The sequence below is a fragment of the Alcaligenes sp. SJTW-7 genome, assembly GCF_047716895.1.
GTDB classification, from domain to species: Bacteria; Pseudomonadota; Gammaproteobacteria; order Burkholderiales; family Burkholderiaceae_B; genus Alcaligenes; species Alcaligenes ammonioxydans.
On sequence record NZ_CP136682.1, the window covers coordinates 515,232 to 533,941 of the forward strand.

Genomic DNA, 18,710 nt, shown 5'->3' on the forward strand with positions numbered 1-18,710 from the left:
ACTCATTAAAAAAACAATCATAAGGAGGAGACATGAGCCGATTTGAACAGATTCAATCGCGCGAGGCCGGACTGCACAAGAGGCTGAATGCCCGTCAGATGAGCATGATTGCGATCGGGGGGGCCATTGGTACCGGCCTGTTCCTGGGCAGCAAGTTTGCTATTGGCTTTGCGGGACCCGGGGTGGTGCTGAGCTACGTCATTGGTGGTTTTATTGCCCTGGTGCTGATGGGGTGCCTGGCAGAGATGACGGTAGAGCATCCTACCTCGGGCTCCTTTGGCGCGTATGCCGAGTTTTATATTCATCCGCTGGCCGGTTTTCTGGTGCGCTACAGCTATTGGGCCTGCATTGTGTTGGCTGTCGGCACTGAGGTGACGGCGGTGGCCGACTACATGAAGTTCTGGTTTCCGGAGGTATCGCCGTGGATCTGGATCGTCTTTTTCTCGGCCGTGCTGATTGCGGTCAATGCCTATAGTGTTAAAGCATTCGGCTCGGTGGAGTATTGGTTTGCCCTGATCAAGGTATTTGCCATTATTGCTTTTATCGTCTTGGCCATTGGCATGTTGACGGGTTATTACCAGCCCGCACAGGTGCAGGAAAACCTATTGGGCCAGGGTGGCTTCATGCCCAATGGCTGGTATGGAGTCTGGGTGGGCGTGATTATTTCCATCTTCAGTTATCTGAGTATCGAGATGATTGCGGTTGCGGCGGGCGAGGCAGAAAACCCTGAGCAGGCGGTACGCCAGGCGTTCAAGGCAACCATCTGGCGCTTGATCATTTTCTACCTCTTGTCTCTGTCCCTGATTGTGATGCTGGTGCCCTGGCAGGTGCTGATTGCAGATGGCACAAGCAGCCCCTTCATTACGGTGATGCAGTCGGTGGGCATTCCTTATGCAGACAGCATTTTGAATTTCATCGTGATTATTGCTGCTTTGTCGGCCATGAACAGCATGCTCTACATTTCTACACGCATGATGTTCAGCCTGTCGCGTGCGGGGGATGCGCCACTGGTACTGGGTAAGGTGGCACGCAATGGAGTGCCGTTAAATGCCCTGGCTTTGTCGGCCAGCGGGGTGGGTGTGGCGGCCGTGGTGTATGCCTACAATCCGGAAACGGCGTTCCCGGTGATGATTGCCTTGTCCATGTTCGGTGCCCTGTTTACCTGGGGCATGATTTTCCTGACCCATTTGTTTTTCCGCCGCCGCGTGGCGCAGGAAGGGGTGCAGCTGCGTTTCCGGATGCCGGCCTATCCCATCGGCACCTTGCTGGGTCTGATCGGTATTGTGGCGATTCTGATTACCACCTGGTTCATCAATATCTTCCATTACACCCTTTTGTTTGGTGTGCCGTTCTTGCTGACCTTGATCGTGATTTATTTTGTACGCTCAAAAAGCCGGGTCGCGTAACCGTGTAGCCGCATAGCGTGGTCCCGTTCATTCGGGCTCAGTCTGGGGCTTGGCACGAATGAGCGGCAGCATGGCCAGCAAACCGATACAGACAGCAGGACAGAGCCGGTCTCCTTGTGGCACAGTAAACGAGTTGGCCACTTTTTTCTGGGCAGAAAGGGGAGCATATGTCGTTCAAAAACATACTGAAAGTGTCTGTGCTGGCGGGCAGTCTGGTGATGGCTGGCTCGGCCTGGACAGCGGAAACGGCCGATCAGATCTGGATGGGCGGGCCGGTCTTGACGATGAGTGACAGCCAGCCTGCTGCCGAAGCGGTCGCGGTCAAGGAGGGGCGGATTCTGGATGTGGGTACCTTGCAGGCGATGCAAGCCTATAAAGGTCCAAACACCTCTGTGATCGACCTGCAGGGCAAGGCTTTGCTGCCGGGGTTTGTGGATGCGCACAGCCACGCCTTCATGATTGGTGTGCAGGCCATGTCCGCCAATCTGCTATCGCCCCCGGATGGGGCGGTCAAAGACATCGCCAGTTTGCAGGAGACGCTCCGGCAATGGCTGGATGAGCAAGGTAAAACCAGGCAGGTGGGCTTGATCCTGGGCTTTGGGTATGACGACGCCCAACTGGCAGAGCAGCGCCACCCCACGCGACAGGAATTGGATGCAGTGTCCGAGTCCGTGCCGATCATCATCATTCATCAGTCCAGCCACATTGGCGTGCTCAACAGCAAGGCGCTGGAGATGGCGGGCATTTCCGCCCAGACCCCGGACCCGGCAGGCGGTGTCATTCGGCGGGAAGAGGGCAGCACTCAACCCAATGGGGTGCTCGAAGAGATGGCCTTTTTTTCAAGCGTGGCCAGCCAGATGGGCAAACTCACACCCGAGCAGGTTCAGGCCCTGTTTGTGGCCGGGACCGATCTGTTAAAGCGTTACGGCTACACGACCGGACAGGAAGGGCGGGCCACGTCCGATACGGTGCCTTTGATGCAGGCCGCGGCGTCGGCGGGCAAGATCGATATTGATGTCGCTGCCTACGTCGATGTGCTCCAGGACCGGGACTTTATCGCGCGTCATGTATCGCGGCGCTACACCGATGGTTTTCGGGTGGCCGGTGCCAAGCTCACGATTGATGGCTCCCCTCAGGGGTTTACGGCCTATCGCGACCGCCCCTATTACAAGCCACCAGCAGGTTACCGCGCCGATTACCGGGGGTACGCAGCGGTCACGCCCGACCAGGTGTTTGATTCGGTGGACTGGGCCTTCAAGAACGATATACAGCTGCTGACTCACGCGAATGGGGAGGCCGCCTCGGATCTGCTGTTGGCTGCGATTAAAACAGCACGTGAAAAGTATGGTCCCCGGGATCGGCGGGCCGTCTTGATTCACGGGCAGTTTCTGCGCCGGGACCAGATAGTGTCCATAGCAGACCTGGATGTCTTTCCGTCCTTGTTCCCCATGCACACCTTTTATTGGGGAGACTGGCACCGTGACCGTACGGTGGGGCCGGTCAATGCCGACAATATTTCTCCCACTGGCTGGGTGCGTGAGCATGGCTTGATGTTTTCAACCCACCACGATGCGCCCGTGGCCTTCCCGGATTCCATGCGGGTGTTGTCGGCGACCGTCACGCGTCGCACCCGATCGGGCGATATTTTGGGGCCGGATCAGAGGGTAGATGTCATGACGGCCCTGAAGGCAATGACGATCTGGCCGGCTTTCCAGCATTTTGAGGAGAAGGAAAAAGGGTCGATTGAGCCGGGCAAACTGGCGGACTTTGTTGTCCTGTCGCAAGATCCGACAGCGGTCGATCCCGAGCAATTGGCCAGCTTGCGCGTGGTTCAGACCATCAAGCGAGGCAAGCTCATTTATGAACAGGACGATGCATCGGAGACCGAGCAACTCAGCCAGGCGCAGACTGGGCAGATGCTTTCCCGTTTTCTGAATGAGTGGCAACACCAGGCATCTGAAACAGGCGCTGCAGAGCACGCGCATGGGCCTGAGTTGCTGATGGGGGCTCTGTTGCGAGGTTTTGAGTAAGGCCAGTCCGTCACTGACACCAGGCGGCCGGCGCGAATGCTGTCTGGATTGAGCGCCGACATGTTCATATGAACATGTCGGCGTCATAAAACTTTCATCTGAGCGTCACTGAGTCGTCATGTCGCGTTCCTACACTGCCAGGTATTCAAACGAAACCTGTATGCCGTGTTATGAACCTATCCGTCAGGCAAAGCATTATTGTGGATTTGCTCGCCGCCCAGGGGGCGGTGTCCGTTGATGGCCTGGCCGCGTATTTCGGGGTGACGCCCCAGACGATACGGCGCGACCTGAACCACCTGTATGAGGCCGATCTGGTGCGTCGTCGTCATGGCGGCGCCGAGCTGAACGTGGTCGAGCGCAATGCGCCTTTTCAAACGCGCCGCATTACCCACTTGCAAGCCAAGGCCCGTATTGGTCGAGCCGTTGCCAAGCTGATCCCTGCCGGTGCCAGCCTGCTGCTGGGTTTTGGCACCACTCCCGAACAAGTTGCCTTGGCGTTGGCAGATCACCGAGATCTTACGGTGGTGACCAACAACATCAGTGCCGCCTTGGCCCTGTCGCACAATATGAGCCATCGCGTGGTGCTGACGGGGGGCGAGCTGCGACAACCCAATCCTGAAATTCTGGGCCCCGGTGCCGAACGGCTGTTCAACAGCTTCAAGGCAGACTTCGGGGTGTCCGGGGTTGGGGGCTTTGATTCGGATGGTGCCTTGCTGGACTTTGATATGGCCGAGTCCGACTGCCACAAGGCGCTGCGGGGCAATTGCCGGGTGCGGATTCTGGTGCTGGACCATACCAAGTTCGGTCGGCGCGCCCCGGTGCGCAGCGGCTCCTTGGACGATGTGGATATTCTGGTCAGCGATCAGCCCATTCCCGAACCTTACCGCGATCAGATTCCTGCGCGTGTTCAGCTTGTGATTGCGGATGAGGTGCAGGTATGAGCCGCAGCGCGATCGAGTTGCAGGGCATAGTCAAATCCTGGGGCGAGCAGGCTGTGCTCAAGCAGATGGATCTGACCATTCAGGAAGGAAAATTTACGGCCTTGCTGGGCCCATCGGGCTGTGGCAAATCGACCTTGCTGCGCATTATTGCCGGGCTGGAAGCGCCCGATCAGGGCCGTTTGCTGATTAATGGGCACGATGCCACCCATATGGAACCCGCCAAGCGCGGCTTGAGCATGGTGTTCCAGTCCTACGCCCTGTTTCCCCATTTAAATGTGGCCGACAACATCTTGTTCGGCTTGCAGGTGCGCCGTGCGGACCGCCGGCAGCAACAAGAGCGTCTGCGCGAGGCCTTGGCCCTGACCAATCTGGAAGGGCTGCAAGAGCGCAGACCCGGCCAGCTCTCGGGAGGGCAGCGACAGCGGGTGGCCCTGGCGCGCAGCATTGTCTCAGGACATCGCATTTGCTTGATGGACGAGCCCTTGTCGAATCTGGACGCCAAGCTGCGTCACACCGTGCGCCACGAAATTCGCTCCCTGCAACAGCGTCTGGGATTGACGGTGGTCTATGTCACTCACGACCAGACCGAGGCGATGGGGATGGCGGATCACGTGGTGTTGCTCAATGCCGGTCGTATTGAACAGCAGGGCCGTGCCCAGGACCTGTATGGCCAGCCTATGAGTGTCTTTACCGCCAGTTTCATCGGCAGCCCGCCCATGATGATGATTCACAGTGACCAAGTGCCCCTGGGACTGTGGCCTTCACGTCGGCAGTACGACCAGCCGCATCGTGTACTGGTGGGCGTGCGCCCCGAAAACCTGAACCTGCACGAGGCGGGCGAGCAGTTTGTGGCGGCCACCGTGGTGCATCAGGAATTTCAGGGGGCAGATGCTTATGTGTACGTGCGACTTGATGATGGGCATACCTTGATCGTGCGTGCCCCGCACAGCCACCGTTTCGAGGCGGGTACACGTTGTGGTCTGAGCTGGCATCCCGCTGACGCTTTTTACTTTAATCAGGACAGCGGCGCTCGCCTGCCGACACCGTCTGCCGATGCGCTGACCGCTGCTTCTTTTGCTGTTGTTCCCTAAACGTACTGCGAGTCTACTCATGTTGAAGAATTGTCTGCTTGCCACTTCCAGCGCTTTATTGATGGGCCTGGGCACCAGTGCCCACAGCGCGGTGGAATTGACCATGTATTACCCGATTGCCGTGGGTGGTCCGCTGACCGAGGTGGTCGATGGAATGATCAAGGACTATCAGGCCCAGAACCCGGAAGTGACCGTGAAGGCCGTCTATTCCGGCAACTACGATGAAACGCGGGTGCGTGCCTTGTCGGCCCTGCGTGCGGGCGAGCCGGTGCAGCTTTCTGTGCTGGGCGCACTGGATACGCATGATCTGGTGGAGCAGGGCCTGGTCGAGGCTTTTAGCGATGTGGCTCAGGATGCCCCCAGCCAGGACTGGCTCAAGAGCTTTTACCCTGCGTTGATGGCTAACGGCACCTTGGAGGGCAAGGTCTGGGGCATTCCCTTTCAGCGTTCGACCATCGTCATGTTCTACAACAAGGATATGTTCCGTGAGGCGGGTCTGAACCCCGATCAAGCTCCCAAGACGTGGGACGAGCTGGTGCAAACTGCCCAGAAACTGACTAATGACAAGCATCACGGCTTGATGATTCCATCGACGGGCTATCCCTACTGGATGTTCCAGGCCATGGCCTTGCAAAACGGCCGTCAGTTGATGAATGAAGAAGGCACGCAGGTCTACTTCAATGATCCCAAGTCGGTGCAAGCGCTGCAGTTCTTCCACGATCTGGCCTACAAGCACAAGGTCAGCCCCGCGGGCACGATTGAATGGGGTACCTTGCGCCAGGCCTTCGTGCAGGGCAAGACCGCCATGATGTGGCACACCACGGGCAACCTGACGGCCGTCAAGAACGAAGCGAAGTTCGACTTTGGCGTGGCCATGCTGCCCGCAAAGGAAAAAGCGGCTTCTCCTACCGGCGGTGGCAACTTCTACCTGTTCAAGGGCGCTAATGACGAGCAGAAAAAAGCCGCATTGGATTTCGTGCGCTGGATGACGGCCCCCGAGCGTGCTGCCAAGTGGTCCATGGCCACGGGCTATGTGGGTGTCAGCCCTGCAGCCTACGAAACACAGGCGCTGCTTGACTACGCCAAGACCTTTCCACAGGCCGTGGTAGCGCGTGATCAACTGGCCGTGGCCTCGCCCGAGTTTGCCACGTACGAAACAGCGCGTGTGCGTGAACTGTTGTCCAACGCCGTGCAGGCCGTGCTGACCAATGCCAAGACGCCTCAAGCCGCCCTGGATGAGGCCCAGGCCGCCGCGGATCGCTTGCTGCGTCCTTTCAACTAAGCAGGTGCAGGAATGGCTGAACCATTGCGTGTGCTGCGTAAAGAGTGGGTATTTGCCTACCTCTTGCTGACGCCGCTGTTTGTGCTGCTAAGCGTGTTTGCCTTTATCCCGGCGCTGCACACGTTTTGGTCCAGCCTGTTAAGTAAAGGCACGGCTCGTCGTCCGGCCCAGTTTGTGGGCATGGACAACTACGATGCCATGCTGGCTGACCCGACTTTCTGGCTGGTTCTGAAGAATAATCTTTGGTACGCCGCCATTGTGATTCCGGTGTCCATGGCACTGGCCTTGCTGATGGCCTTGTGGGCCAACCGGGCCATGAGCATGCGTGCCTGGGTGCGCTGCGCTTACTTCACGCCCACCATGTTGCCCATGATCGCCGCCGCGAACCTCTGGCTGTTTTTTTACACGCCGGATCTGGGTTTGCTGGATCAGATTGCCAAGCTGTTTGGCGCCGGGGCCACCAATTGGTTAGGTCAGCCTCAAACTGCCCTGGGCGCAGTCATGGTGGTGACCATCTGGAAAGAGGCCGGATTTTTCATGATTTTTTATCTGGCCGCCTTGCAAACCATCCCGCCCGAACTGCGTGATGCTGCCCGTCTGGAAGGCGCAAGCCGCTGGCAATATGGGCGCCGTGTACTGCTGCCCTTGCTGGCTCCCACCACTTTATTCATTCTGATCAATGCATTGATCAACTCGGTCAAACTGGTTGACCACCTCTTTATCCTGACCAAGGGCGGCCCCAATAACGCTTCCAAGCTGATGTTGTACTGGATCTGGGAAACGGCTTTTGCTTACATGGATACGCCCGCGGCTGCCGTACTGACGGTGGTGCTCTTGTTGGGTCTGGGCGCCGTCGCTATTTTTCAATTCCGCTACGCCGAACGACGCGTGCACTACCAGTGATGAACATGGACACTGTTTTGACTGCCCCCAGCCGCCCGCTGCGTTTGCCCTCACTGGATACGGTAGGAGCGCACGTTTTGGCCCTGCTGTGGATCGCGCCTTTGCTCTACGCGTGCTGGGCTGCTTTTCGTGACCCGTCAGCGGCCTTGCGTTTTGACTGGAGCGCAGGTTGGACCTTTGATAACTTTGCCGCGGCCTGGGATCGTGCGCCCTGGCTGCGCTACATCTTCAATACGACCGCGTTGGTGCTGACGATTCTGATCGGTCAGTTTGTTCTGTGTACGCTGGCTGCCTACGCCTTTGCCCGCTTTCGTTTCTTTGGCAGCCAGTTTCTGTTCATGCTGCTGCTGTTGCAATTGTTCATTTTGCCCGAAGTGCTGATTGTGGAAAATTACCGCATGGTGGCCTGGCTGGGCTGGCCCGATACGGTATGGGGCATGGGTGTGCCTTATATGGCCAGTGCGTTTGGGGTATTCCTGCTGCGTCAGGCCTTCAAGCAGGTGCCGCGTGAGCTGGAAGAGGCGGCGCGTCTGGAGGGCTGTAGCCGTCTGGGGGTGTTGTGGCGTGTGTATGTACCCTTGGTCAAGCCTGTTTACCTGGCTTATGCCCTGGTGTCGGTGTCAACGCACTGGAACAATTTTTTATGGCCATTGGTGATCAGCAGCTCGGATCATACACGGCCTTTGACTGTGGGCTTGTCCCTGTTTGGCGCGCCTGAAAGTGGTGTCAGCATTTCCCTGATCAGCGCCGCCACCATCATGACGATCCTGCCGCTATTGCTGGGCTTTCTGCTGTTTCAAAAGCAGTTCATGCAGGCTTTTTTGCGCGCCGGCATTCGTTAAGGAATTCTGATGAAGATTATCCAGTTTTCGGATTTGCACATTACCCCGCCCGATGGCCTGTTGTTTGGTTCGGACCCTCTGGATCGCTTGCGTCACTGTGTGCAGCACATTAATCGCCATCATGCCGATGCGGATCTGTGCGTGCTGACGGGCGATCTGACCCATGCCGGTCACCCACGCGCGTACGAGCGCCTGCGTGAAGGCTTGCAAGACTTGATTCCGCCCGTGCGCTTGTTGATGGGCAATCACGATAGCCGCAGCGCGTTTCACCGTGTGTTTCCAGACGCCAGGACCGATTTGTCCGGGTTTGTGCAATATGCCGAAACCATGCGCGATTGGCGTCTGATTTATCTGGATACCTTGGAAGACAGCTACACCAACGGTTATCTGTGCGCGCGGCGTCTGCAGTGGTTGCAGCAGGAACTGGCCTCGCATAACGGGCCGGTGATGCTGTTCTCGCACCATCCTTTGCCCGCCTTGCAGTATCCCTCCATGGATTGGCTGCGTTTGAGCAATGCCCTGGAGCTATTGCCTGCGTTGAAGGCGAACCCAGCACCCGTACATTTGTTTTCCGGTCATGTGCATCGCTGTGCCAGCGGCGTGTGGAACGGTCTGCACTTTGTAACGGTCAGTGGCACCAACCATCAGCATGAACTGGATCTGGAGCGCGAGGGAGCGGCAACGTCCACTTTTGAACCGGCCAGCTACGCGGTAATCCTGCCCAATGCAGACGGTCTGACCGTGCATTTTCAGCCCTTTGCTTACGAAGAGCTGCGCTTTCCGTACACGGGAGACCTGAACGCGTTGAAGTGTCTGTAAATGCGGGGCGGTCGATTTTGAGGTTGGCATGCAACGCGGTCTTCGAACGTGTACTGAAAAACCGCCATGTTCGGCGAAACGCTTTGTTGTTTGCCACAAGATCGCTATACTTGCGAACTATCAGGGGGAGTAGCTTACTTTCCGGCGCATCGTCATCACGGCAATTTGTGTTTTTCACCGATTCCCGGTGCCCGGGCAGCCTTAGGGTTGCAAGCGAGACCTTGCCATTCATGGGCAAGGTGCATCCTCAAAAAAGATGGCCTGTGTCCTTAATGGATCAGGCCATTTTTGTTTTGTACAACAGCGGTCATTTTCTCGTTGTACAGTCATGCAAGATGGTCGTCGGGTTTCAATTAAACAATATGAAAAGGCGGTCTTATAAATGATTGAATTTTTGCAGACAATGAGTTGGGCGGCGGTATTTCAGATCATCCTGATCGATATATTGCTGGGGGGCGATAATGCTGTGGTGATTGCCCTGGCATGTCGCAACTTGCCTGCACAGCAGCGCGTAAAAGGTATTTTGTGGGGAACGGCAGGGGCGATTGGTCTGCGCGTTGTCCTGATCGCGTTTGCTCTGACCTTGCTGTCCGTTCCATTCCTGAAAGTGGTGGGTGCCTTGTTGCTGGTCTGGATTGGCGTCAAGCTGCTGATCCCCGAGGAAGATGGTCACGGCAATGTGGAAGGGGGGGCAACCTTGTGGAAGGCCATCAAGACCATTATTATCGCGGACTTTGTGATGAGTCTGGATAACGTGATCGCGATTGCGGGTGCCGCTCAGACGGCTGACCCGGATCATCAGATTGGTCTGGTGGTCTTTGGTCTGGTGGTGAGCGTGCCCATCATTATCTGGGGCAGCACACTGGTTCTGAAGCTGATCGACCGTTTCCCCATTGTGGTAACGCTGGGCGCCGCGTTGCTGGGCTGGATTGCCGGCGGCATGCTGGTGACGGACGTTAAATACATCGAGTACTTCGGCGAGCCTAGCACCACCATCAAGCTGGCTGCGGAAGTGGCTGGTGCCTTGCTGATTGTCGCGTTGGGTCACGGTATTGCGGCCTACAAGCGCAAGCAGGCTGCCTGAGTCTGAAATTGAAACAGCCCGTATAAAGCCATGCCGGAGACTTCGCTTCCGGCATGGTTCTGGGTTAAGCTCAAACGATTTTCTAAAAAAGGAGTACACCATGGCACAAGCCTCCGCACGCCACATTCTGGTCAGCACCGAAGAGAAAGCGAATGAACTGAAAGCCGCTATCGAAGGTGGTTCTGACTTCGCTCAGGTGGCCAAGGACAATTCCAGCTGCCCATCGGCCCGCATGGGCGGTGAGCTGGGAACTTTTGGTCGTGGCCAAATGGTGCCCGAGTTCGATCAGGTTGTGTTCAGCGCCCCCGTGGGCGTTGTGCAAGGCCCCGTCAAGACCCAGTTCGGCTACCATCTGGTAGAAGTGACTGCACGTCAGGACTGATACGATCAGGCCAGAAAAACCCGCTTCGGCGGGTTTTTTTGCGCCTGCTGCGCCTGTGTATGCTGGGCAGGGCTTGAACTGTTTTGGCAAGCGCAATCCCGTCTTTTCGCGACGGCGATGTCAGTAGGCTCTTGTTCAATAGGCCTGGCTCTGGAGTGGCTTCATGCTGGTATTTGCCAGACATATACATAAAAAGTCTGGACATTTATCCACAAGCTGCGCAGTATGCCAGCCATGCCGGCTCGTGGGGCCTTGCCCACGCCTTGCTCGCTTGTTTCGAGCAATTCAGCCCATTCTTATAAAGAAATCCCATGAAACGCACCGATATGGAAAAACTCAGCGCCGTCAAATTGCTGGGAAATGTAAAAAAGGCGGGCACGCCACAACGCTTTGCAGCTGATTCCGCCGTGGCCGACCGGCGCGAACAACGTCGTCTGGATCAGGCTGCTGGCCTGGTGTCCTTTCCCGTTAAGCTGACGCAGCCTGTTATTGATGCCGTGCGCGCTCGCGCTACCGAGCAAGGTGTCTCGACCAATGAGGTCATTGATCGTCTACTGGCCCAAGCCTTGGACCTGTAATTTATGCAGATCTGGGTAGATGCAGACGCTTGTCCGGTCGTCATCAAAGAAATTTTGTATCGCGCCGGGCAGCGCTGGAGTCGCCATGTGATCCTGGTGGCCAACCAGATGCTGCGCACTCCCCCTTCACCCTGGCTGCGGGCCGTGCAGGTGGCGCGTGGCTTTGATGTGGCGGATGACTATATTGTTCAGCACGCCAGTGTGGGAGATCTGGTGATTACCGCCGATATCCCGTTAGCGGCGCAGGTTCTGGAACGTCGGGCTCTGGTCCTGACCCCCAGAGGTGAGCGTTTGGATGTCAATAGCATAGGCGAGCGTCTGGCCATGCGCGACATGATGGAAGAGCTGCGCAGCACCGGCGTGGACATAGGCGGTCCGGCGCCCTTCAGCCAGGCTGACCGGCGCGAGTTTGCCAATGCGCTGGATCGTCTAATGATGAGTCTGAATAGCGCAGCCCGACGATGAGCAGACTTGCCTTGGCGGCCACCTTTGTGTGAGTCTGTGGTCGGATTGAATTTTTTTAAGTGAAGTACGCAATGACAGACTCAAACCGTCCTTTGATGAATTTATCCGGTCTGAATGAGGCCGTCGCCCAGTTTGCGCGCGAGCGTGAGTGGGACCAGTTTCACAGCCCTAAAAACCTGGCCATGGCCTTGACCAATGAAGTGGGCGAACTGATCGAAATTTTCCAATGGCTGACAGAAGCGCAATCGCACGAGGTGGCTAGGGACCCGAAAACTGCCGAAGCCGTGCGTGACGAACTGGCGGATGTGCAGATCTATTTGAGCCGTCTGGCGTTCGTGTTGGGCGTGGACATGAACGACGCGGTCGCCTGCAAACTGGCGAAAAATGCGCAGAAGTATCCCGCCGACAAGGTGCGCGGGACGAACAAGAAATATACGGAACTGTAAGAACGTCGCGGCAAACGCGCTGCCTTACAGCTCCCTCAGCAGATCCTGCACAAACTGCTCCATCCGCTCGTGTCTTTCGCGGGCGATTTCCTGTCCTCGTTTAGTCTGAAAGCCCTCAGCCAGTTTCAACAGCTTGGCCGCAAAGTGGTCCAGCGCGTAGCGCTTGTCATCCAGGGGGCGGTGTTGTGCCTGCGGGTCGCAGGGATCATACAGGCCCGAGCCCATGCGCCCGGCGGTATAGAAGCAGCGAGCTATCCCTAAGGCACCAATGGCATCCAGCCGATCGGCGTCCTGCAAAATGCGGGCCTCCAGGCTGACCGGCCTAATGTTGGCTGAAAAGCTGTGGCTTTGGATAACCTTGCCCACGGCCTCGCAGTCCTGCCCGGACCAGCCTATCTTGGCCAGAATGTGTTGTGCCTGTTCCGCTGACAGGGTGGAAGCGCGCGAACGCAGCGGCGAGTTCTTTTCTACCGCAACGCAGTCGTGCAGCACCGTTGCTGCCAGCAAAATCCGCAGATCCCCACCTTCTTTTTCCTGAATCGCACAGACATTCTTCCAGACACGCTGCAGGTGTGACTGGTCGTGAGAGCCATCGTTATGGCTGGTGCTGCTATGGGGCAGGAGTTGAGTGGCAAGCGCCTCAAAGGGATGAAAAGGACGGGTCATGGTCATGGTCTGCAATCGTCAGGCACACAGCATACCGCGAAGCAGTACAGGACAAAGAAAAGGAGCTGCACCAGGCAGCTCCTTTCTGGCCTGAGTCCAGCGATTTAAAAGTCGCTCAGGCCCAGATCACTGACAGCATCGGCCCAATAGTTCAGTTCCTGATCCACATATTGTGTGAACTCGGCAGGGCTATTGGTAAGCAGGGTGGCCCCGTTGCCTTGCCAGATCTCCTTGATCTTCTCAGTGTCCAAGGCTCGATGAATGCTGTCCGCGACGGCTTGTACCGTGGCATCAGGCACGTCACCCTGCATGAAGATGCCATACCAGGTCTGGGCGGTGATCTCATCCATACCCAGTTCTTTGAGCGTCGGCACATCAGGCAGGGCAGCCGCGCGCTCCGGGCTGGAGACGGCCAGAGCGCGCAAGCGGCCATTGCGGATCTGTGCGACAGCCGAAGGCATGGTCTCGAACATGAAGTCCACCTGATCGCCACTGATCAGCGCCATGACGGCCGGGCCGCTGCCTTTGTAATGCACGGCAGTCATGGTGGTGCCAGAGCGTTTCTCCAGCTTGCCCGCCATCAAATGCAGCATCGTGGCCACGCCGCTCGTGCCATAGTTCACGCCTGCGCCTTGCTTGGCCGCAGCCAAGAGGTCATCCACGCTCTTGTAGGGCGAGTTGGCATTGACCACCAGCACGTTGGGCATGGCAGCAATCAAGGTGACCGCTTTCAAGTCTTTGCGGGTGTCGTAGGGGAAGTTCTTCAACACGGCAGGCGCAATCATGTGATGCACGGCACCAAACAAGAGCTGATTGTCTGCGGGGCTGGAGTTGGCGACCATGCTGGCACCCAGCACACCACCGACACCACCTTTATTTTCTACGACAACGGTTTGACCGATTTCATTACCCAGTGCTTCGGCCAGAGGACGAGCCAGGGTGTCGCCCGAACCACCTGCGGCAGAAGGGACGATCAAGCGCACCGGGCGCTCGGCCCAGGCGGGGGGAGCTGCCCAGCTTTGGGGTGCGGCAGCGACGATAAAACTGAGGGCAAGTACAACACGGGACCAGGGTTTCATGTTTTTTTACCTCCTCGGTAGTCGGTGGTTTCAGCCTTTGCCGGAGCCCAGGCTGCCAGGGTTGCTGCGCAGCTTGTCGATCTGATCTTGCCGGGGACTCAGACCCAGCCCGGGGGCGTCTGGCATGTGTAGCCAGCCTTGTTCGGGCTGGGGCAGGCCGGTGTAGATCTCGGCCATCATGGCGCTGGCGGCCAGATGCCATTCCACATCACCGCCATTGAGCAAGCCGCAGTGCAAGTGACCGTTGTGGGAGGGGAATGCCCCGCCATTGGCTACCGAAGCATTAAAGCTTTCAGCCAGGGCAAAGATCTTGCGGGACTGGGTAAAACCGCCGGATATCAGTACGTTAGGCTGCACAATGTCCACCGCCTGCTGCATCAGCAGATCGCGGAACCGATAGGCCTGGCCTTCGTTCTGGCCGGCCGCCACAGTGATGCCCGTGCTCTGGCGCAGTTCACGCATACGCCCGGTGTCATTTTGTGTGATGGGTTCTTCAAAGAAACCTACATCCAGGTCACGGGCGTGGCACGCAATGGTCTTGGCGTGCACATAGTCCAGACTACAGTTGCCATCGATATACAAGGGCATCTCGGCAGGAATGGATTCTCGTACCAGGCTCATGCGGCGCATGTCCTGACGAATCAGCTCGGCTAAGGGGCGTGGTTCATCTCGGCGTTGCAGGCCGTGATGGCCCACGACCATCTTCAAGCCTTTGAAGCCTTGGTTGACGCAGTCCTGGGCGACCTTGACCAGTTCCTCCTCGTTCAGGAAGGCAAAGCCAAACGTGGCATAAGCGGGCACTTTCTCACGGGCGCCACCCAGCAGTTTCCAGACAGGCAAACCCAGGGCCTTGCCCTTGATATCCCACAAGGCAATGTCCAATGCAGAGATCGCATGCATGGCATAGCCGGTCTGGCCGCGAGGGCATACGTTCCAGTACATGCGATCCCACAGACGCTCCGTGTTCAAGGGGTCTTGTCCGACCAAATCACTGGCCAGGATGTCGTTGATGGTGCTGGCCACGGGGTGCTCTTCGGTAATGGCACTCAGGCCATAACCGGTAATGCCTTCATCCGTTTCGATTTCCACATGACAGATGGCCAGATTGCTGGGTTTTTTGATGCCCGCGCTATGGAACTGAAAAGGTACGTTCAAGGGAATTGCGCGTACTGCCGTGATTCTCATTCTCCGTTCTCCTCACATTTTTTAAATGCGTTTGCATGTAATTGTTTTAGGTTTATAGCGTTTTGGAGAATAGGTGGGCAATGGTGTAAACCCTTGATTTTATTGATATATAAAAGCCATTTCTGATATATCAAAAGGACAGGTTCAGGAGTGTAGAGAGTCGCACGCGGTGGGAAAAAGATGCAGGAGAGTGGTGATGTACGCCACTAGGCGCTCTTGGCCCTTGTGCATGCAAAAGGCCCTGCCAGGCAAGGCCTGGCAGGGCCGGTGAACTCTCGGGATGTATGAGCAGTGAGTGGCTTATTTACCCCGCAGTAACTGCATCTGACGACGATCTTTTTTAGTCGGGCGTCCCTCGTCAAAATCCAGGGCAGGCTCAGGCGCCAGACGGCGCTGTTCCGCGGCCTGCGCGCGTCGTGCACTGCTTTGCTCGGTTTCTTGATAGAGAGTGCGCGCCACGGGAGCGGGGCCACGTACCCCACTCAAGGCTTGAACGTGAACTTCCATGGCTGGCGTTTCCTTGCGCAGGGTAATCAGATCCCCTACCGATACCTCGCGGGCCGGCTTGGTGCTTTGCTGATTGAGCAAAACCCGTCCTTTAGTGATCTCTTCACTGGCCAGGCTGCGCGTTTTGTAAAAGCGCGCAGCCCAGAGCCATTTGTCCAGTCGTAATTTGTCCATGCCGTATTGTAAATCCAGGCCGGGCCCCCGTGAAAGGCGGAACCCGGTGTGACGAGCTTGCTGGTGGCCAGCCCGGTTCTAGCGGAACTGAAAGTGTTCCTTATGCAAGGTCCAGGACTTAGCGGGCAAGGCACGCTTGAGCTCCCGCTGCAGCTGCTTGCCCATCCCGGCAGGGCCACAAAACCAGATATGTAATGGTCTGCCCGCCTGATAGTGCTGCACTACCTCTTGGGGAGTCCAGCGGCGGCCATCGGCATAAATATCCAGCTTGACATCCGGGTGCTCTTTGGCGGCGTTGCTCAAGGCCTGGGCGAGTGGGTCGGAACTGTGCTGACAGGCATATTGCAGATAGGCGTAAGGAGCATGGCCCTCCTCATGCTCCTGGCTTAACCAGGACAGAAAGGGGGTCGCTCCCACTCCTGCGCCGACCCAGATATAAATCCCCTTGTCGTCACGGCCCGGTTGAGTGAAACGGCCATACGGGCCATCCAGCTCGATGTTCTGTCCGATATGCAGGCGCTCTGGCAGGCGGCGCGTCCAGTCGCCCAGTTGCTTGATGTGAAAACGCACAATCTGGTCATCCTGATCCGCGTCGGACAGGGTGAAGGGGTGAGACTCGGTTTCGCCTTTCAAACGCAGGAAGGCAAACTGGCCCGCCTGATGACCCGGCCAGGATTGATCCATGCGGCATTGCACTTCTAGGACATCGCCTTGCGGGGTACAGGAAATGACGGTACCGGTGTGCGGGTAAGCCGAACTGAGATTGCGTAACAGCTGAATGCTGGCGGCTACTGTTCCGATCACCAGGCTGACGGCCAGCAGCCAGCCACCTATCCCGCTCCAGTAGGCAGGTGGGGTCAAGACTACGCCATGAAAGACCAGAATCAGATAGGCAACCGGCATTAGCCGATGCAGGCTGTACCATTTTTTATAGGAAATCGTGCGGTGCGCCAGGGTAATGATCAACATCACAATCAGCGCGTAGAACGTCCATTCCCCCAGCGTCTTGGCATAGGGCTTGAAGAGGCTGACCCATTCGGGGACGGGCACTTTGGCCAATTTGCCGCTGGTGCCGATGGCGGCGGCGATCAGGTCTTTGGATTGTTTGCTTAGCCAATGCGCCAGGCTGAGCAAAATCGCCAGGATGCCCAGGTACTTGTGTAGCTTGTAGGCTTTGTCCATGCCACCGAGCCACGGTTCCAGGCGACGGGGGCGTAAGGCCAGGACCATAATGGCCGTCATGGTGCCCAGCGCCAGAATGCCGGTGAGCAGCATGCCTTCCTGCCGGATTACCCACAGCGTGTCGCCTGGGGGCGAGGGAGAGAGCCACAAGGCTTGTACAGCCCAGATCAGAAAGAAGGTGGAGAGCAGCAGAAATAGAGGGCGACGCATGGCCTTTTCCGAATGATGGGTGGGCCGGGGGCTGGCAAGTCGCACCATGAAAAAGTACCGACGCAGCGCACCGGGGACATCTGTCCATCTTAGTGCGTAGCGTGGCGGTCTGGGGTGTTTGTATTCAGGCGTGAATTGAGAAAACTCAAAATACCCCTAAATAGTTGTTATTTAAAGTATTTGTTAATGATTCTGGTTGCTGTTTATCGTGTTGACCCTGCCTGGGGGGGGTTCGGAGGGACACCGCCTGGCAGGGCGTTTTTCAGTGGGCCTGTTCAGGACTGAGCAGTACGGCCAGATCCAGCAAGGCCGCGTCCTGATGGGCTTGTCCGATCAGTTGCAGTCCCAGGGGCAGCGGGGAGTCCTGAGCGGGCGCGGGCAGGCTTAAGGTCGGCCAGCCTAACAAGGACCACGGGCGGTTCAGAATCGAGGAGCCTGTGCTGTCCAGCCCATAGGGCGCGGGGCCAGGGGCCGCCGGAGTTAGCAAGGCATCGAAATGAGCATATCGGTCCTGCCATTCTGTCTGGAGCTGGCGACGGCGTGCCTGCCAGGCGTGGTAGTCCGCCGGGGGCAATTCCAGGCCTTGCTTGATCGCTTGCACGGTAATGGGTCGCAAGGCATTGGGGCTGGCTTGCCAGACGGGCAGCAGGCTGCTGGCCATTTCGTAAGCCATGATCTGGCCTTGCAGGATCAGCAGCTCTTTCAGTTGCGGGTCCGCGGGCAGACGCTCCAGTTGGGCACCTTGTTGTTCCAGGTGCAGGCAACCTTGCTCCAGAGCAGCAAGGGCAGCGGGGGTAATTGGGCCCAGATCTTTGCCATCCAGCACGCCGATGCGGGGACAGGTGGGCATCTTAACATCGGGCAAACCTTGCAGAACCGTCGCCACACGGCGCAATACGGACAAGTCGCGGCTGAAGTAGCCGATGGTGTCCAGACTGTCGCATAGCAGGAAAAGACCGCTGCGATGAATGGCACCAAAACTAGGTTTGAAGCCGACAATGCCGGTAAAGGCAGCAGGGCGCATCATGGAGCCGCCCGTTTGGGTTCCCAAAGCGAAATCGACCATGCCCGCGGCCACGGCAGCCGCAGACCCACTGGAGGAGCCACCGGGAGTGTGCTCCAGATTCAGCGGGTTACGGGTCGGGCCGGGCGCCGCATAGGCAAACTCTGCCGTCACGGTCTTGCCGACTGGAATGGCACCGGCCCGGCGCAGCACGGCCACACAGGCCGCATCATGCTGCGCGGGCAGCGCGTCGGGGAAATGGGCCCCGTAACGCGTGGGCATGCCTTGCACATCCAGCACGTCCTTGACGCCGAAGCTCAGGCCCGCCAAGGGGCCCTCGGGGTGGGTGCTGATACAGGTAAGCGGGTCCGCCAGCCAGGACCAGGCCTGAATGGACTGGTCCTGCACAGCGAGAGGAGAGGGATGGGCAGTCAT

At 57.6% G+C, this 18,710-nt stretch carries 19 protein-coding genes; 13 read left to right on the top strand and 6 right to left on the bottom strand.

Annotated elements, in window-relative coordinates; translation table 11 throughout:
- Nucleotides 1-32: 32 nt before the first annotated feature.
- The 13 genes from RSQ48_RS02250 to RSQ48_RS02310 all read left to right on the top strand — a co-directional run bounded on the left by RSQ48_RS02250 (nt 33) and on the right by RSQ48_RS02310 (nt 12,269).
- Complete coding sequence (locus RSQ48_RS02250) at nt 33-1,406, top strand: amino acid permease (protein ID WP_003804014.1); 1,374 nt, start codon at nt 33-35, stop codon at nt 1,404-1,406.
- 167 nt (nt 1,407-1,573) lie between these two features.
- A complete protein-coding gene (locus RSQ48_RS02255) occupies nt 1,574-3,436 on the top strand; it encodes an amidohydrolase (RefSeq protein ID WP_131071250.1) in 1,863 nt (620 codons plus the stop codon).
- Between the two features lie 170 nt (nt 3,437-3,606).
- The gene (locus RSQ48_RS02260; RefSeq protein ID WP_131071251.1) at nt 3,607-4,377 is read left to right on the top strand and encodes a DeoR/GlpR family DNA-binding transcription regulator; all 771 of its coding nucleotides are present in this window, start codon (nt 3,607-3,609) and stop codon (nt 4,375-4,377) included.
- Complete coding sequence (locus tag RSQ48_RS02265) at nt 4,374-5,468, top strand: ABC transporter ATP-binding protein (protein WP_003804005.1); 1,095 nt, start codon at nt 4,374-4,376, stop codon at nt 5,466-5,468. The genes RSQ48_RS02260 and RSQ48_RS02265 overlap by 4 nt, the downstream gene beginning before the upstream one ends.
- A gap of 19 nt (nt 5,469-5,487) precedes the next feature.
- Nucleotides 5,488-6,750, top strand: a complete 1,263-nt coding sequence (locus RSQ48_RS02270) for an ABC transporter substrate-binding protein (RefSeq protein ID WP_003804003.1) — start codon at nt 5,488-5,490, stop codon at nt 6,748-6,750.
- Nucleotides 6,751-6,762: 12 nt separating this feature from the next.
- Nucleotides 6,763-7,653 carry a carbohydrate ABC transporter permease gene (locus tag RSQ48_RS02275; protein WP_003804001.1) on the top strand — a complete coding sequence of 297 codons (891 nt, stop codon included), beginning with the start codon at nt 6,763-6,765 and terminating at the stop codon, nt 7,651-7,653.
- On the top strand, nt 7,653-8,495 hold the full coding sequence (locus RSQ48_RS02280) for a carbohydrate ABC transporter permease (RefSeq protein WP_415302112.1): 843 nt from the start codon (nt 7,653-7,655) through the stop codon (nt 8,493-8,495). Before RSQ48_RS02275 ends, RSQ48_RS02280 begins: the two co-directional genes overlap by 1 nt.
- A 9-nt stretch (nt 8,496-8,504) precedes the next feature.
- Nucleotides 8,505-9,314, top strand: a complete 810-nt coding sequence (locus RSQ48_RS02285; protein WP_059318539.1) for a phosphodiesterase — start codon at nt 8,505-8,507, stop codon at nt 9,312-9,314.
- Nucleotides 9,315-9,696: 382 nt separating this feature from the next.
- Nucleotides 9,697-10,398, top strand: a complete 702-nt coding sequence (locus RSQ48_RS02290) for a TerC family protein (protein ID WP_059318540.1) — start codon at nt 9,697-9,699, stop codon at nt 10,396-10,398.
- A 100-nt stretch (nt 10,399-10,498) separates the two neighbouring features.
- Nucleotides 10,499-10,780: a peptidylprolyl isomerase gene (locus tag RSQ48_RS02295; RefSeq protein WP_003803993.1), complete on the top strand. Its 282-nt coding sequence runs from the start codon at nt 10,499-10,501 to the stop codon at nt 10,778-10,780.
- A gap of 311 nt (nt 10,781-11,091) precedes the next feature.
- Nucleotides 11,092-11,358, top strand: coding sequence for a hypothetical protein (locus tag RSQ48_RS02300; RefSeq protein WP_003803991.1), 267 nt, complete (start codon nt 11,092-11,094; stop codon nt 11,356-11,358).
- A gap of 3 nt (nt 11,359-11,361) precedes the next feature.
- On the top strand, nt 11,362-11,823 hold the full coding sequence (locus tag RSQ48_RS02305) for a YaiI/YqxD family protein (protein ID WP_003803990.1): 462 nt from the start codon (nt 11,362-11,364) through the stop codon (nt 11,821-11,823).
- A 71-nt stretch (nt 11,824-11,894) separates the two neighbouring features.
- Nucleotides 11,895-12,269 carry a nucleotide pyrophosphohydrolase gene (locus tag RSQ48_RS02310; protein WP_003803988.1) on the top strand — a complete coding sequence of 125 codons (375 nt, stop codon included), beginning with the start codon at nt 11,895-11,897 and terminating at the stop codon, nt 12,267-12,269.
- Nucleotides 12,270-12,293: 24 nt separating this feature from the next.
- Here the strand turns inward: RSQ48_RS02310 and RSQ48_RS02315 are convergent, their stop codons facing one another.
- From RSQ48_RS02315 to RSQ48_RS02340, 6 genes are all read right to left on the bottom strand, one after another.
- On the bottom strand, nt 12,294-12,935 hold the full coding sequence (locus RSQ48_RS02315) for an HD domain-containing protein (protein WP_039943889.1): 642 nt from the start codon (nt 12,933-12,935) through the stop codon (nt 12,294-12,296).
- A gap of 104 nt (nt 12,936-13,039) precedes the next feature.
- Entirely contained in the window at nt 13,040-14,014 is a 975-nt protein-coding gene (locus RSQ48_RS02320) for a Bug family tripartite tricarboxylate transporter substrate binding protein (RefSeq protein WP_003803983.1), read from the bottom strand.
- A 30-nt stretch (nt 14,015-14,044) separates the two neighbouring features.
- A complete protein-coding gene (locus RSQ48_RS02325; RefSeq protein WP_415302113.1) occupies nt 14,045-15,199 on the bottom strand; it encodes a mandelate racemase/muconate lactonizing enzyme family protein in 1,155 nt (384 codons plus the stop codon).
- A gap of 300 nt (nt 15,200-15,499) precedes the next feature.
- On the bottom strand, nt 15,500-15,880 hold the full coding sequence (locus tag RSQ48_RS02330; RefSeq protein ID WP_415302114.1) for an RNA-binding S4 domain-containing protein: 381 nt from the start codon (nt 15,878-15,880) through the stop codon (nt 15,500-15,502).
- Between the two features lie 78 nt (nt 15,881-15,958).
- The gene (locus tag RSQ48_RS02335) at nt 15,959-17,272 is read right to left on the bottom strand and encodes a ferric reductase-like transmembrane domain-containing protein (RefSeq protein ID WP_240208934.1); all 1,314 of its coding nucleotides are present in this window, start codon (nt 17,270-17,272) and stop codon (nt 15,959-15,961) included.
- A 262-nt stretch (nt 17,273-17,534) separates the two neighbouring features.
- Nucleotides 17,535-18,710 carry an amidase gene (locus RSQ48_RS02340; protein WP_415302115.1) on the bottom strand — a complete coding sequence of 392 codons (1,176 nt, stop codon included), beginning with the start codon at nt 18,708-18,710 and terminating at the stop codon, nt 17,535-17,537.